The following is a 14,886-nucleotide window of genomic DNA, read 5'->3' as shown; positions in this document are numbered from 1 at the left end:
TCCCGACCGATGACCGTCCTCGGATACCTGGCCAACGGGTTGGTGTTCAGCAGCATCATCATCCTCGGCAGCATCGGGCTGTCGCTGGTGTACAGCATCGCGGACTTCGCGAACTTCGCGCACGGCGACACGATGACGATCGGCGCGTACTCGGCGCTCGTCACCTTCGGCGCCGTCGGCGGGCTCGGCGGCGCGGTGTTGGGGCTCCCGTACGGCTTCTTCCTAGCCTTGGTCGTCGGGATCGCCGTCGCCGCGGTCGTGGCGGTAATCACCGAGAAGCTCATCTACGAGCCGCTCGACGTCGACTCGATCGGCCTGCTGATCACGTCGATCGGGATCGCGTTCATCTACCGCGCGGTGATCCAGATCCGGTTCGGCTCCGACTTCACCCGGTTCGACGTCCGGCCGCTGCGGCCGATCGAGGCGCTGGTGCCGTACGGCGTCCGGATAACGCTCCACGACGTCGCGATATTCGGGTCGGCGGTGGTGCTCGTCGTCGGGCTCCACGTCCTGCTCCAGTACACCGACCTCGGTCGGAAGATGCGCGCGATGGCGGACAACCCCGACCTCGCGCGGGTCAGCGGTATCCGGACGAAGCGAGTCAAGCTCTGGACGTGGGTCATCGGCGCCGGGCTCGCCGGGGCGGGCGGCGTGTTCCTGGGGCTCTTCAATCAGCTCGCGCCCCGGATGGGCTTTAACCTCCTGCTGGTGATCTTCGCGGCGGTGATCCTCGGCGGGATCGGCTCCGTCTACGGCGCGATGGCGGGCGGCTTCCTCATCGGCATGATAAACCAGCTGACGCCGTTCTTCTCCAACGTGGTCGAGGCGTTACCGATCCGTCCGAACTGGCTCGCGACACTGCTCGAGAACATGATCACCATCGAGTACGCGAACGCGATCGCGTTCGTGATCATGGTCGTCGTGCTGTTGGTCCGGCCGAACGGGATCGCCGGGGAGGGTGCGACATGAGCCTCCTCGACGACCCGAAAGCGGCGTTCGCCGACCTGTCTCGCCCGGAGCGGTGGGTGCTCGGCGTCAGCGTCGCGTTCGTGCTGTTCCTCCTCGTCGCGATGCTCACCGGCGCGCTCGGCCCGACATACTTCCTGTTCCTCGTCGGACTGGCGGGGATGTACGCGCTGTTATCCTTCGGGCTGAACGCCCAGTGGGGGTTCACGGGACTGATCAACTTCAGCGTCGCCGCGTTCTTCGGCATCGGCGCGTACGGCACCGCGCTGATGACCGCGAGCGGCTCGCCGATCGCCGGCGGCTTCAGTCCGCTCGTCGGGCTCGCCGTCGCGCTCGTCGTCGCGCTCGCGCTCGCGCTGCTCATCGGTATCCCGACGCTCCGGCTCCGGGCCGACTACCTCGCCATCGCCTCGCTCGGGCTCGCGGAGGTCGTGCGGCTGATCGTCTTAAACGAGCGCTGGCTGACGAACGGCAGCGCGGGGCTGCGCGGCATCCCGGGCTTCTTCGACGGGTGGCCGGTGCTCTCGACGTTCCCGGAGGCGATGCCGGGGCTCCGGCTGGAAGTGATTCCGGGGTCGCCGGTGATCCTCGAGACGGCGTTCTGGCAGGCGTCGCTGAACGTCCTCTTGGTGCTGGCGTTCGCGGGGGCCGCGTACTTCGTCCTCCGGCGCGCGCACCAGTCGCCGTGGGGGCGCGTGCTGCGCACGATCCGGTCCGACGAGGACCTCGCGCGGGCGCTGGGGAAGAACACCTACTCGTTCAAGATGCAGTCGTTCATCCTCGGCAGCCTGATCATGGCGCTGGCGGGCGTGTTCTACGCGCACCTGAACCTCTACGTCGGGCCGGGCGACCTGGACCCGATCACGACGTTCTACGCGTGGGTCGCGGTGATCTTAGGCGGCAGCGGCTCCAACCGCGGGGCGCTGTTCGGCGGCATCGTCATCGTCACGATCCGCGAGGGGACGCGCTTCCTGAACGACGTCGCGCTCCCGATAGACCCCGCGCCGCTGCGTCTGCTGTTGATCGGCGTCGTCATCGTCGCCGTCATGCGTTACCGGCCGCAGGGGGTCCTCCCGCCGCAGCGAGAGCTGATCTGGCCGAGCGCCGTCGACGGCGGCGGAACGCCCGAGACGCCGGACAGCGGCGTCCGGGAACAGAAGGGAGGTGGTGGCGATGAGTGAGGGCGCGCTTCCGAAAGACGACGCCGTCCTCCGCGTCGACGACCTCCAGAAGTCGTTCGGCGGGCTCGCGGCGACCGACCACGCGACGTTCGCCGTCGAGCGCGGGACGATCACCGGGCTCATCGGCCCGAACGGCGCCGGAAAGTCGACGCTGTTCAACCTCATCTCCGGCTTCTACGAGCCCGACGGCGGGACCGTGGAGGTGAACGGGACCGACGTGACCGGTATGGAGCCGTACCAGGTCGCGGACCACGGGCTCATCCGGACGTTCCAGACGCCCCGCAAGCTGGAGGGGATGACCGTCCGCGAGGCGATGCTGGTCGGGCCGCGGAACCAGCCCGGCGAGTCGTTCCTCTCGCTTTTCACCTCGCCGGGAACGGTCGCCGAGAGCGAGTCGGCGAACCTCGCCGAGGCGGAGCGGATCTTGGAGGACTTCGAGATCGACCACCTCGCGGCCCAGCCCGCCACCGACATCTCCGGCGGCCAGATGAAGCTCGTCGAGCTCGCGCGGGCGATGCTCGCCGAGCCGGAGGTGCTGTTGCTTGACGAGCCGGTGGCGGGGGTGAACCCGACGCTGGCGAAGAAGCTCAAAGAACAGATCCGGCGGCTCAACGAGCAGGGGACGACGTTCCTGCTCATCGAACACGACATGGAGTTCGTGATGGATCTCGCGGACCCGATCGTCGTCCTCGATCAGGGACACGTCCTGACCGAGGGGACGCCGGAGGGGGTCCGGAACGACGACCGCGTCATCGACGCGTACCTCGGAGGCGGCACATGAGCGACGGTATGACAGACGACACGACCGGGGCCGCGGACGGGCCTCACGGCGGAACCGATCCCGTGCTCTCGCTGTCGGGCGTCGACAGCGGCTACGGGGAGGTACAGGTGCTCGACGACTGCTCGGTCCGGCTCGATCCGGGCGAGATCGTCTGTCTGGTCGGCCCGAACGGCGCCGGGAAGTCGACGGTGCTCAAGACCGCGTTCGGGATGTTGACGCCGTGGGAGGGGACCGTCGAGTACCACGGCCGCGACATCGGCGGGATGGCGCCCGAGGAGATCGTTCGCGAGGGGATCGGCTACGTCCCGCAGACCGACAACGTGTTCGGCTCGCTGACGATCGACGAGAACCTCCGGATGGGCGGCGTCGCCCGCGACGGCGGCCTCGAAGAGGTCATCGAGACGCTGTACGACCGGTTCCCGATCATCGACGAGAAGCGCGGCTCGAAGGCGAAGACGCTCTCCGGCGGCCAGCGCCAGGTGCTCGCGTTCGCCCGCGCCCTGGTAATGGAGCCCGACGTGCTGCTCATCGACGAGCCGTCCGCGGGGCTCGCGCCGAACACGGCCGACGACGTGTTCGAGGACGTCAAAGAGGTCAACGACATGGACACGGCGATTCTCATGGTCGAGCAGAACGTGACGAAGGGGCTCGGCATCTCCGACCGCGGCTACGTCCTCGACCAAGGGACCGTCCGGTTCGAGGGGACGCCCGAGGAGCTGCTGAACGACGAGGAGGTCTCGCAGCTGTACCTCGGCGGCTGAGCCCTCGCCCGGCTCGCCACCCGATCCCACTCAATGCCCACGCTCGGACGGTACGCGTTCGCGCTCGCTCCGCTCACAGCCGCGGCGCTGTGGGGCGGGATGTACGTCGTCAGCAAGTGGGGGTTCGCGCTGATCCCCCCGGTGACGCTCGGATTCCTCCGAGTCGCGCTGGGCGCCGGGGCGCTCTGGCTCGTCGTCGCCGGCCGCGGCGGTCCCGCCCCGTCGCGCGAGGAGTGGCCGACGTTCGCGGCGCTCGGCGGCTGGGTGACCCTGACGGTCGCCACGCAGTTCGTCGGCACGGAGCTGACGAACGCCAGCCAGGGTTCGCTTTTGACCGTCCTCACCCCGGTGTTCACCGTCGCGCTGGGGGCGCTCGTGCTCGGCGAGCGCGTCACGCCGGCGAAGGCCGGGGGAATGACGGTCGCGGGCGTCGGCACGGCGGTCGTCCTCGCCGGGCGGTACGAGCTCACGTCGATCGCCGCCGGCAACCTCCTCGGCGTGGCGCTGCTGCTCGTCGCGAGCGCGGCGTGGGCCGGCTACACCGTCTGGGGGCTCCGCGCGGTCAGGCGGCACGGGGCGCTCCGCGCGGCGACGTACTCCTCGCTGGCGAGCGTCCCGATGCTCGGAGCCCTCGCGGTCGGCGAGCTGTGGTATCTCGGCCTCTCGCCCGCCGCGCTCCCGCTCACCGTCGAGTCGGCGGCCGCCGTGTTGTACCTCGGACTCGCGTCGACGGCGGCGGCGTGGTTTCTCTGGTACAAGGGGCTCTCGTACGTCTCTGCGGGGACCGTCGCCGTGTTCTTCTTCGCGCAGCCCGTCGTCGGCGCGGCGCTCGGCGCGGCGCTGCTCGGGGAGTCGCTCGGCACGGGCTTCCTCGCCGGCGGCGCGCTGATGGCCGTCGGCATCTGGATCGTCAGCCGCGAGCGCGCGGATCCGGCCGACGGGCCGGCGGAGTCGACCGCGGACTGAGACGGGAGCCGGCGGAGTCGACCGCGGACTGAGACGGGAGTCGGCGGAGTCGACCGCGGACTGAGACGGGAGTCGGCGGAGTCGACCGCGGACTGAGACGGGAGTCGGCGGCGAGGAACCCCTACGCCGTGCGCTTTTCGAGTTCGCCCGTCAGCTCCGCGGCGTCGAAGTCGTGGTCCGGGCGGATCGCGACGAAGTCGAGGAACCGGCGCGCCGCGAGGAGCTCGTCGGCCGAGTAGCTCGTCAGCGCGGCCTCGGTCGTTTCGGCGGCGCCGATCAGCGGCTCCAGCGCCGCGAGCGCGCTCGCGAGGTCGTAGGCCCGGGCCGCCTCGCGCCCGTCGTCGCTCACGCGGGTCGCGTCGATGACGTAGAGCTCGCCGTCCGCGACGAGGACGTTCTCGGCCCGGAGGTCGCCGTGGGCGAGCCCCGCGTCGTGGACCGTCCGCAGCGTCGCAAAGAGGTCGGGCGCCAGCCCGGCGACGGTCTCCGCGTCGAGCTCGCCGAGGGTGCGGAACTCGGGGAGGTACTCCAACACGAGCACGCCGAGGCCGTCGACCTCGAACGCCTCGATCGGGTCCGGCGCGTTGACTCCGAGCTCGCGGACCCGCCGGGTCGCCTCCAGCTCGTGGCGCGCCATCTCGTAGGGGGTCTCGTGTCGCTCGAAGAACCCCTCGGTGCCAGCCGAGAACGCGCCGAGGTTCCGTCCGGTGGTGAACAGCGCATGGACGAGCGTGTTCTGTCGCGTGATCACCTTCACGAAGAGGTCGTCGTCGACGACCATCGGGGTCGACAGCCAGTTGTCCGCGTCGAGGAAGCGCACGCGCATCTCGTCGCGGTCGTACCGGTCCGCCAGCTCGCGCGCGACCCGCTCGATGTCGGGCCAGTCGACGCGACCGCGGACGAGCTGCCGGAACTCCATACCGGCGGAACGCGGCGACGCCCCATAAGTCGTCGGCTCGCGGACGGACGCTCGGTCGCCCACGGGGCCGGGCTCCGTGCCCCCGAAGGGGGCGGGTCCTGTACCCCCGAGGCGGCCGATCACGCGGTCGCGTTCGCCCACGTGCGCTCCGGGCCGCCGCCGTCGAGGAAGCGGGCGCACTCGGTGTCGAGCGACCCCTCTGTGACCCCGGAACAGCCAGCGTACTCGCCGTTCTCCAGCCAGAGGACGCGCGTCCCCTCGTCGCCGAACGAGAGCGGTCCCGACGAGCGCGGCTCGTACGAGAGGCGCACCCGATACTGGATCCCGACGCGACAGCCGTCGCTCCCGTTCGCCGTCGAGACCGAGTCGACGCGTTCGTCGGGGGCGACCGAGTCGACGTACACGCGGAACGCGCTCAGACGGGCGCCGCGCGGCGACGTCCGCTCGGTGGCTACCGAGAGGTTCGCCGCCGGGTCACCGGTCTCGACGAACGCGACCCGGTCGAAGGAGCCGCCACCGGTCCGGCTCGACGCGTACGTTGCCACGTCGTCGGCGCAGCCGACGTCGAGCCGCTCGACGGACTCCACCGACAGCCGCGGCGGCTCCGGTTCGGCGCCGATACCGGCGATTCCGTCGGTGTCGGCCGCGTCGGCGATCGCGACCGCGCCGAGCGCGGCGGCCGCGACGACGGCGACCGCGAGAAGGACTCGTGGAGGGCGAGAGGCCATACGCGTCGCGTGGGGTTCGGTTCGGGAAAAGGACGCGGTTCTTCACGGTCGTTCGCATCGTTTATGCCCGCTCGTCGCAATTCTTGCCCATGGACTTCGAGGTACCCGCGGAACACCGGATGATACGCGACACCGTCCGGGAGTTCTGCGAGGAGGAGATCGCACCCATCGCCCAGGAGATCGAGGACGAGCACCGCTTCCCCGAGGAGGTGTTCGACTCCCTCGCGGAGCTCGACATGATGGGGATCCCGGTCACCGAGGAGTACGGCGGCCTCGGCGGCGACCAGCTGATGTACGCCCTGGTCACGGAGGAGCTCGGACGCGTCTCCGGCGGGATCGGGCTCTCGTACGCCGCACACACCTCGCTGGGCGCGAAACCGATCGACCTGTTCGGCACCGACGAGCAGAAGGAGCGGTGGCTCCGCCCGCTCGCGGAGGGCGAGGGGCTCGGCGCGTGGGCGCTCACGGAGCCGGGCAGCGGCTCGGACGCCTCCGACATGGACACGACCGCCAAGTACGACGCCGACGCGGGCGAGTACGTCCTGAACGGCACGAAGCAGTTCATCACGAACGCGAACGTCGCCAACTCGATCCTCGTGAAGGCCGTCACCGACCCGGAGGCCGGCTACGACGGCATCTCAACGTTCATCGTCGACCCGGCGAACGACGACGGGTTCGAGGTGACGACCGTCTGGGAGAAGATGGGACTCAACTCCTCGCCGACCTGCGAGATAACCTTCGACGACGTCCGGATCCCGGAGGACCGGCTGCTCGGCGAGGAGGGCGAGGGGTGGAAACAGACGATGAAGACGCTCGACGGCGGGCGGATCTCCATCGCCGCGCTCTCCGTGGGGCTCGCGCAGGGCGCCTACGAGGCGGCGAAGGAGTACGCTGGCGAGCGCGAGCAGTTCGGCAAGCCGATCGCGAAGTTCGACGCGGTCCGCGACAAGGTTGTCCACATGCACCGCCAGATCGAGCGCGCCCGGCTCCTCACGCACCGGGCTGCGTCGAGATACGACGCCGGCGAGTCGGTCACCCGGGAGTCGGCGCTCGCGAAGCTCGACGCCAGCGAGGCGGCCCGCGAGGTGGCCGAGGAGGCGGTCCAGACGCTCGGCGGCTACGGCTACACCACCGACTTCGCGCCGCAGCGCTTCTACCGCGACGCGAAGCTGATGGAGATCGGCGAGGGGACGAGCGAGATCCAACACGTCGTCATCGGGCGCGAACTGGGGCTGTAGTCGGGTCCGAAACCGGTTGAGGACGGGTCAGGGAAACTCGATCAAATCGTCGTCGACGCCGCGTAAGCTCTCGGCGAGCCGCGAGTCCTCGGGGACCGCCTGCCGGAACGGCGCCGATCCGAAGGTCACCTCGCCGTTGACGGAGACGAGTCCGAGGTCGGCGGGGTCGCCGTCGAGACCGGTCAGGAACGCGACGGTGCGGACCGCGGGCACGTCCCCCGCCCGCGCCTCCGGGTCGACGGAGCCGTACAGCGTGCGGTTCGTCGCGACGTGGTGGACGCAGGTCGGCGTCGGCGCGAAACACAGCAGGTAGCGGGCGCCCGGCTCGGTGCGGCCGAGCTTGGGGCGGAGCGCGTGGCGCTCGTCGGCGTGGAAGTACCGCTCCATCCGGCGGTACTGCCGGAGGACCTCGTTCGCGCCGGTGGCCCGCCGGACCGCGGCGTCCGCCTTGAGCTCGATCACGCGGTCGACCGGCTCGGGCGTCCGCGTCCGGACGAACATGTCGACGACCCCCTCCCGTCCGTCGGCGTTGTACGGCTCTTCGAGCCGGATCGCCGGGTCGTCGACCGTCGCCTCGTAGTGCTCGACGAGCCGGGTCGCCAGCGCGTCTTCGCGCATTTGTCGCCGGGACGGTCCGGAGCGCGATAAACCCGCCCCTCGCGCGGCGGGATGCCGACCACCGGACGGGTCGATCGGGGGGCGAAACGTTCCCGGAAAACGGGAGCCATCCGGGGGTTTGTAAGGCTCCAGACCCTACTACAGATGATGTCTGATAAACTGTCCAGACGGCGGTATCTCGCCGGAACCGGCGCCGCGTTGACCATCGGAACGCTCGCCGGCTGTTCCGGCGGCGGTGACGGCGGCGACGGGTCCGACGGATCTGACGGCGGCGACGGCGGGAACGCCGTCGAGGACGTCCCCAGCGAGATCGACGAGTACCTCTCGGACGCCCGCATGTACGAGGGCACCATCACCGACCTCACCGGGCAGGACGAGGTGACCGTTCAGGTCGGCGCGGGCGACACCGGGTTCGCCTTCTCGCCGGCGGCGATCCGCATCGACTCCAGCACGACCGTCGTCTGGGAGTGGACTGGGACCGGCGGCGCGCACAACGTGGCCTCCGTCGAGGACTCCGAGTCCGACTTCAACAGCGGCGACGCCGTCTCCGAGGAGGGGACGACCTTCGAGCAGTCGTTCGACAACACGGGCATCCAGCTGTACCAGTGTACGCCCCACCAGGCGAACGGGATGCTCGGCGCGATCGAAGTCGTCGAAGCGTAAGGAGTTCGCGGCGGGTCGTTCGGACGCGAACGCGATTTTTTGGCGACGAGACGGGACTCACGAGAGGAACGACCAGCGGACGTCGACGATCCGGTCGTGCTCGCTGGTGACCGTCGGCCGCGCGAGGTGGTCGTTGGCGTTGGCGCCGACGTCAGCGAGGTGCGAGAGCGCCGTTTCGAGCGTCCGGTCGGAGCGTTCCACGGCGGAATCGCGTTCGTAGGGGGCGTCGATCGGGTTCGCCCGCGAGTTCGCGATCGCGATCGCGTCGGTGAGGTCACCGCCGATCGCGTGCGGCGGCTGGTGGAAGTGCCAGTCGCCGACGGTGAGGAACAGCCACACGTCGCCGTTGATCGCGTGGTACTCGCCGGTGACCCGGTCGGCGTCGTACGCGACCATCCGCGAGAGGACCGCGGTCTTGAGCCGGTAGAGGGCGTCCTTCCGTGCCGAGCGCACGTTGCTCTCGGTGACGTCGCCGCGCTCGTAGGCCGCGGTGGCCTCGTCGGCGAACTGCTTTGCGACCTTGTTGACGACGTACAGCGATTCGAGCAGGTCGTCCGTCGGTTCGAGCGGAGTCACGGAAGGTGCCGGTCGCGTGCTGCGACTAGCGAAACCTGCGGCCGTCGCGCGGATAGGCGTTTCGGGATCCAAAACGCCGGCGCGGCCCCGTCCGGCGTCGGCACGCGGCCCGCCCAGCGCCGGCGCGCGGCCCGCCCAGCGTCGGCACGGCCCTACCCGGCGCCGGCGCGCGCGATCCCCCGATGGTTAATTCTTTAAGCGCTGGGACGAAGTGGGAGGTAAGATGGCGCACGACTCTGTGAAACTGTATTCGGCGATCTACGTCGCCCTCCTCGTCGCGGCGACGTTGAACTTCGCGCTCTTCGAGACGTCGTTCATCGAGTTCACGTACACACAGGCGATCGTCGGGACGCTGGTGATCGCGTCGGTCAAGACGCTGCTCATCGTCGCGTACTTCCAGCACCTCCGGTGGGAGAACCGCTCGCTCACCTACTTGATGGGGCTCGCGCTCGCGCTCACCATGCTGCTGATGGCGGCCGCGACGTACTCCATCTCGTAAGCCGACTCCGCCGTCTGTTTTCTGCCCGACCCGCCTCGAAGCGCACTCTTCCGCCCTGTCCGCAGTAGTATCGTCTCGTTCGGGAACCGAGTCTTCGACCGGAGCCTATCACTATAACAACCAAGTAATATTAGTTAGTTATATCTGCGCGTGAAACGACAGGCCGACGAGATGAGTTTCAGCGAGCGACTCCTCGAAGCCGGATCGGAGATATGGGACGCGCAGAAGGAGCACCCGTTCGTCGTCGAACTCGCCGAGGGCACCCTCGACGAGGCGGCGTTCCGCCACTGGGTGAAACAGGACTACCGGTACCTGCTCGACTATGCGCGCGTCTTCGCGCTCGCGGGGACGAAGGCCGACGACGAGGAGACGACGCGGCGGCTCACCGGAACCGCCCACGCCACGCTCGCGGACGAAATGGAGCTCCACCGCTCGTTCGCCGCCGACTACGGGCTCTCGCCCGCGGACCTGGAGGCCGTCGAGAAGGCCCCGACCTGCGCCGCCTACACCGACTTCCTCGTCCGGACGGCCCACGAGGGGTCGATCGCGGAGGTCGCGGCCGCGGTCTACCCGTGCGGACAGGGGTACCTCGACGTCGCCGACCACATGGCGTCGCTCGCGGGCGAGAAGCACCGGTACACCCCGTTCATCGAGAAGTACACGAGCGATGCGTTCCGCGAGACGGTCGGGTGGATGCGCGAGCTCGTCGACCGCTACGGCGAGGCGTACCCGGGCGAGCGCGACGCGATGCGGGCGGCGTTCCTCCGGAGCGCCCGCCTCGAACACGCGTTCTGGGAGATGTGTTACACCGAGGAGGAGTGGCGCGTCTGAGGCGACGCGCCGACCGAGTCGTCTCGGTCAGCGGCCGCGCAGCTGGAGAGGCTCGCTTAGAACGGGTACTCGCGCGGCTCGTGCTGGATCGAGATCCACTTCGTCTCGGTGATCTCGTCGAGGAACGCGTCGCTGTTGTAGTGGCCGACGCCCGAGGCGCCGATCCCGCTGAACGGGACGTGCGCCTCGTCGTTGATCGGCTGGTCGTTGATGTGGACGTTGCCGGTCTCCATGCGGTCGGCGATCGCCTTCGCCGTGCCGAGGTCACCGGAGTGGACCGCGCCCGAGAGACCGTACTCGGTGTCGTTGGCGATCGCGACCGCCTCGTCGACGTCGGAGAACGGGATCACCGGCGCGATCGGCCCGAAGTGCTCGTTCGCCGCGACGGGCATGTCGTTGGTCACGCCCGAAAGGACGGTCGGCGCGACGACGAGGGAGTCGTCGACGCCGTCGACGGCAACCGTGTCGCCGCCGGTCTCCAGCGTCGCGCCCGCGTCGACGGTCTCCTCAACGTAGCCGAGCATCTCGTCGCGCTGCGACTCGTCGATAATCGGGCCGACGATCGTCTCAGAGTCGTGGACGCTGCCGGCCGGCAGCGACTCGGCGCGCTCGACGAGGCCGGCGACGTACTCGTCGTACACGTCCTCGTGGACGACGTGGCGGTTGATCGAGATACACACCTGTCCCTGATGGACGAAGGAGCCGAAGGCGGCGGCGTCGAGCGCGCGGTCGAGGTCGGCGTCCGCGGTGACGACGTGCGCGTTGTTGCCGCCCAGCTCCATCGCCGGGACGGCGAGGTTCTCGCCGGCGAGGCCCGCGACGCGCTTGCCCACTTCCGTCGAGCCCGTGAAGGCGACGACGTCGCTCTCGGGGTGGCTCGCGACGCGGTCGCCGATCTCGGAGCCGCGGCCAGTGACGACGTTCACCACGCCCGCGGGGAGGTCGGTCTCCTCGAGCAGCTTCGCGAACAGCAGCCCGCCGGTGATCGGGGAGTTCGTCGAGGGTTTGAGCACCACCGCGTTCCCGGCCGCGATCGCGGGCGCGACCGCCCGCATCGAGAGGTTCAGCGGGAAGTTCCACGGCGAGATCACCGTGACGACGCCCTTCGGGCCGACCTGTAGCTGGTTCTCCTTGCCGGGGATGTTGGAGGCGGCGTGTTCGCCCTTCATCCGGCGCGGGAGCGTCGCGGCCTCGCTCGCGTGGTCGCTCGCGATCTGGATCGACGTCTCGCCCATGATGGCCGAGCCGCCGACCTCGTACTCCAGCAGCTCGATTATCTCCTCGCTGTGGGCGTCGAGGGCCCCGAGGAACTGCTGGACGACCTCCTGCCGGTGCGCGGGCGGCTGCTCGCCCCACGCCGCCTGCGCCTCTGCGGCGGCCTCGTAGGCCGCGTCCACGTCGGCCTCCGTCGCGGCGGCTACCTCGGTCACCGTCTCACGGGTCGAGGGGTCCTCAACGGCGATGGTCTCGCCGCTCTCGCTCGCGCGCCACTCGCCGTCGACGTAGAGCTCGTCCCACGCCGCGTCGATCGATAGGTCACTCATTGCGTTTTACCAAACGGTAGAAACAGGTAAAAGGGGTTAGATAGCGGAGATGCCCACCGGATCGGAAGCGACGAGCGACCGAGGAACGCGCCGGCGCGACGCCCGCTCCAACAGACTTTACCGCTTGGTAAACGACGGGGAACGTATGAGTCAGTTCGACCGGTCCGCCGGCGTCGCAGCCGACGGAGAGCGGACGGACCGCATCGACGGCGCCGAGGCGTCGGCAGCGACCCCGCGGACCGAGTCCCGGATCCCGCCCGCCGAGGTGTTCTCGGTCCTCGGCAACGAGACGCGCGTCGAAGTCCTCCACGCGCTGCTCGACCTCGGCGGCGACGAGTCGCCCGTGAGCTTCACCGACCTGTTCGAGCGGGTCGACGCCACGGACAGCGCGAACTTCAGCTATCACCTCGACCAGCTCACCGGGCACTTCGTCCGGCGGCGCGACGACGGCTACGAGTTCCGCGCGCCCGGCCGGAAGGTGGTGAGCGCCATCTTCACCGGCACGCTGACGGAGCGGGCACAGCTGGGCTTCTTCCCCGCGGAGGGGTCGTGTCACGCCTGCGGCGGCGACCTCCACGCGTGGTACGTCGACGACACGCTCTCGGTCGGCTGCGCCGACTGCGGCGCGATCCAAGTGAGCTACCCGTTCCCGGCGGGCGCGCTCGACGGCCGCTCGACGGACGACCTGCTGGACGCGTTCGGCCACTACGTCCGCCACCACTACTGTCTGGCCGCGGACGGCGTCTGCCCCGAGTGCACCGGGACCGTCGAGACCGACCTCGTGCGCACCCCTGACGAGGAGGATCAGGAGGTCGCGGTCGAACACGCCTGCCGGCGCTGTAGCTACGACCTCCGATCCACTGTCGGCCTTCTCCTGCTCGACGACGCCGACGTCCTCCGGTTTCACGCGGACCGCGGCGTCGACCTGAGCTCGGTCCCGTTCTGGACGTTCGACTGGTGCGTGAGCGACGCCGCGACAACGGTCGTCTCCGAGGAGCCGCTCCGCGTCCGCCTGACGATCTCCTGTGCGGGCGACGAGATGCGTGTGGGCGTCGACGAGACCGGAACGGTCGTCGAGACCGACGCACCCGAACTCGACACGCGGTAACCACCCGAATCCGGACGATCACCGCTCGACGACTGCGGACAGCGAGCTTCATTTATAAAGAACTGCGGTGGCGCGTGCCTGCGAGCGGCCGCCCTCGGCGGCCGCGAGTCAGCACGCGCGAGGGACGCCGTGAGCGACGGGCGACCGAAGGGAGCCCGGAGCGAACGGCGAGGCTGGGGAGGCGTGAGGTGCTGTGCGGAGCGGTGCGGGGGGGACTCAAAGGGGCAGCCGGGAGGGCGCCGTAGGCGACGCAAGGACCGCAGGGAGCGAGCGCGGAGCGAGCGACCGAGGACCGCAGCGAGCGTACGGCGCCCTCCCGGCTGGGGCTTTGGAAGTGTTCACCGCCGATCCGCCAGTACTCATTTATAAGCGAGCGGCTGGGGCTTTGGAAGTGTTCACCGCCGATCCGCCAGTACTCATTTATAAGCGAGCGGCTGGGGCTTTGGAAGTGTTCACCGCCGATCCGCCAGTACTCATTTATAAGCGAGCGGCTGGGGCTTTGGAGGTGTTCGCCGCTGATATTCAGTCTACCATTTATAAGTGGGCGGCTGGGGCTTTGGAGCCGTTGGCCACCGATCCGTGATCATCTATTTATAAGCGAACAGCCGTTTCGAGCGGTGAGTTCCCAAAGTAACTGCGTTTCAGGGCCGAAGAGAAAAAGGGCCGCCGAGACTGCCCACAGCATCGCTCCGTCGCCGGCGGCGGGCGCGCGGAGCGGGGAAACGTCGTCTCTGACCGGGTCGCGCGGTCGACTACGCTTCGATTACTCGAACAGTTCGACGGCCTGCTCGTAGCGATCCGACGGCTCCTCCCAGTCGACGACCTCGAAGAAGTTGTCGACGAACTCGCCGCGAGCCGGACCGTAGTCGTGGTAGTAGGAGTGCTCCCAAACGTCCAGCGCGAGGATCGGGTGACCGCCCCAGATCGCACCCTGGTCGTGCTTGTCGACCACGACGTTGCGGAGTTGGTTCGAGAACGAGTCGTACACCAGAAGCGCCCACCCGCTCGCCGCGGAGGCCGCCGCCTCGAACTCGCCCTTCCAGGCCTCGTACGAGCCGAAGTCCTCCTCGATGCGGTCCGCGAGGGCGCCGGTCGGCTCGTCGCCGCCCGCCGGCGACATGTTCTGCCAGAACAGGTCGTGGAGGATATGACCCGAGGAGTTGTGGGTCACGTTGCGGATGGCCCCACCCGACGAGGAGAAGTCGCCCGCCTCGCGGTTCTCTTCGAGGGTTTCCTCGGCCGAGTTCCAGCCGTTGACGTACCCCTGATGGTGGGTGTCGTGGTGCCATTCGAGCACCTGCTCGGAGATGTGCGGCTCAAGTGCGTCGTAGTCGTACGGCAGCGGATCGAGTTCGTAGCTCATTGTTGCGTCCCAGTGTACTCGCGGCAGCGGTAAGAAGATTCTCTGTAGCGGATTCCAGTAAAATATCTGTTGTTTCCACACACCACCACATATGGCCCTTTAGCCACTTAAAACAGAAAATAAATAAATTAGATACTAAAACTG

Annotated in this window: 16 protein-coding genes; 10 read left to right on the top strand and 6 right to left on the bottom strand. The window is 68.8% G+C overall.

Annotated features, from left to right (window positions below):
- Window positions 1-9: 9 nt before the first annotated feature.
- From ACOZ35_RS02075 to ACOZ35_RS02055, 5 genes are read left to right on the top strand one after another with little or no spacing between them, the layout of a single operon-like run.
- On the top strand, window positions 10-969 hold the full coding sequence (locus ACOZ35_RS02075) for a branched-chain amino acid ABC transporter permease (protein WP_424014830.1): 960 nt from the start codon (window positions 10-12) through the stop codon (window positions 967-969).
- Window positions 966-2,147 carry a branched-chain amino acid ABC transporter permease gene (locus tag ACOZ35_RS02070; RefSeq protein WP_424014829.1) on the top strand — a complete coding sequence of 394 codons (1,182 nt, stop codon included), beginning with the start codon at window positions 966-968 and terminating at the stop codon, window positions 2,145-2,147. Before ACOZ35_RS02075 ends, ACOZ35_RS02070 begins: the two co-directional genes overlap by 4 nt.
- Window positions 2,140-2,928, top strand: coding sequence for an ABC transporter ATP-binding protein (locus ACOZ35_RS02065; RefSeq protein ID WP_424014828.1), 789 nt, complete (start codon window positions 2,140-2,142; stop codon window positions 2,926-2,928). Before ACOZ35_RS02070 ends, ACOZ35_RS02065 begins: the two co-directional genes overlap by 8 nt.
- 8 nt (window positions 2,929-2,936) lie before the next feature.
- A complete protein-coding gene (locus ACOZ35_RS02060) occupies window positions 2,937-3,689 on the top strand; it encodes an ABC transporter ATP-binding protein (RefSeq protein WP_424016096.1) in 753 nt (250 codons plus the stop codon).
- Window positions 3,690-3,722: 33 nt separating this feature from the next.
- Complete coding sequence (locus ACOZ35_RS02055) at window positions 3,723-4,655, top strand: DMT family transporter (protein ID WP_424014827.1); 933 nt, start codon at window positions 3,723-3,725, stop codon at window positions 4,653-4,655.
- 121 nt (window positions 4,656-4,776) lie between these two features.
- On the opposite strand, the gene ACOZ35_RS02050 is transcribed toward ACOZ35_RS02055, so the two are convergent.
- Window positions 4,777-5,574, bottom strand: coding sequence for an RIO1 family regulatory kinase/ATPase (locus ACOZ35_RS02050; protein ID WP_424014826.1), 798 nt, complete (start codon window positions 5,572-5,574; stop codon window positions 4,777-4,779).
- A gap of 119 nt (window positions 5,575-5,693) precedes the next feature.
- Window positions 5,694-6,302, bottom strand: coding sequence for a hypothetical protein (locus ACOZ35_RS02045; protein ID WP_424014825.1), 609 nt, complete (start codon window positions 6,300-6,302; stop codon window positions 5,694-5,696).
- 89 nt (window positions 6,303-6,391) lie between these two features.
- Here ACOZ35_RS02045 and ACOZ35_RS02040 point away from each other — a divergent pair, with 89 nt between their 5' ends.
- A complete protein-coding gene (locus ACOZ35_RS02040) occupies window positions 6,392-7,540 on the top strand; it encodes an acyl-CoA dehydrogenase family protein (RefSeq protein ID WP_424014824.1) in 1,149 nt (382 codons plus the stop codon).
- A 27-nt stretch (window positions 7,541-7,567) separates the two neighbouring features.
- Here ACOZ35_RS02040 and ACOZ35_RS02035 read toward each other — a convergent pair whose 3' ends face one another.
- The gene (locus tag ACOZ35_RS02035; protein ID WP_424014823.1) at window positions 7,568-8,158 is read right to left on the bottom strand and encodes a hypothetical protein; all 591 of its coding nucleotides are present in this window, start codon (window positions 8,156-8,158) and stop codon (window positions 7,568-7,570) included.
- Between the two features lie 147 nt (window positions 8,159-8,305).
- Between ACOZ35_RS02035 and ACOZ35_RS02030 the strand changes: the two genes are divergently transcribed.
- Window positions 8,306-8,821, top strand: coding sequence for a halocyanin domain-containing protein (locus ACOZ35_RS02030; protein ID WP_424014822.1), 516 nt, complete (start codon window positions 8,306-8,308; stop codon window positions 8,819-8,821).
- A 57-nt stretch (window positions 8,822-8,878) separates the two neighbouring features.
- Here ACOZ35_RS02030 and ACOZ35_RS02025 read toward each other — a convergent pair whose 3' ends face one another.
- Window positions 8,879-9,397 carry a hypothetical protein gene (locus tag ACOZ35_RS02025; RefSeq protein ID WP_424014821.1) on the bottom strand — a complete coding sequence of 173 codons (519 nt, stop codon included), beginning with the start codon at window positions 9,395-9,397 and terminating at the stop codon, window positions 8,879-8,881.
- Between the two features lie 223 nt (window positions 9,398-9,620).
- Between ACOZ35_RS02025 and ACOZ35_RS02020 the strand changes: the two genes are divergently transcribed.
- The gene (locus ACOZ35_RS02020; RefSeq protein ID WP_096393276.1) at window positions 9,621-9,896 is read left to right on the top strand and encodes a cytochrome C oxidase subunit IV family protein; all 276 of its coding nucleotides are present in this window, start codon (window positions 9,621-9,623) and stop codon (window positions 9,894-9,896) included.
- Window positions 9,897-10,067: 171 nt separating this feature from the next.
- The gene (gene tenA, locus ACOZ35_RS02015; RefSeq protein WP_424014820.1) at window positions 10,068-10,727 is read left to right on the top strand and encodes a thiaminase II; all 660 of its coding nucleotides are present in this window, start codon (window positions 10,068-10,070) and stop codon (window positions 10,725-10,727) included.
- A gap of 56 nt (window positions 10,728-10,783) precedes the next feature.
- On the opposite strand, the gene ACOZ35_RS02010 is transcribed toward tenA, so the two are convergent.
- Window positions 10,784-12,271 (bottom strand): aldehyde dehydrogenase family protein, encoded by a 1,488-nt coding sequence (locus tag ACOZ35_RS02010; protein WP_424014819.1) that lies wholly within the window; start codon window positions 12,269-12,271, stop codon window positions 10,784-10,786.
- Between the two features lie 145 nt (window positions 12,272-12,416).
- Between ACOZ35_RS02010 and ACOZ35_RS02005 the strand changes: the two genes are divergently transcribed.
- Window positions 12,417-13,379, top strand: coding sequence for an ArsR/SmtB family transcription factor (locus ACOZ35_RS02005; RefSeq protein WP_424014818.1), 963 nt, complete (start codon window positions 12,417-12,419; stop codon window positions 13,377-13,379).
- Between the two features lie 763 nt (window positions 13,380-14,142).
- On the opposite strand, the gene sod is transcribed toward ACOZ35_RS02005, so the two are convergent.
- Window positions 14,143-14,742, bottom strand: a complete 600-nt coding sequence (sod, locus tag ACOZ35_RS02000) for a superoxide dismutase (RefSeq protein ID WP_424014817.1) — start codon at window positions 14,740-14,742, stop codon at window positions 14,143-14,145.
- Between the last annotated feature and the right edge of the window lie 144 nt (window positions 14,743-14,886).

Origin of the sequence: Halorubrum xinjiangense (assembly GCF_049604745.1) — an archaeon.
Lineage (GTDB): Archaea > Halobacteriota > Halobacteria > Halobacteriales > Haloferacaceae > Halorubrum > Halorubrum xinjiangense_A.
The sequence above is the reverse complement of the archived record's forward strand: the minus strand, read 5'-3'. Positions and strand labels throughout refer to the sequence as shown.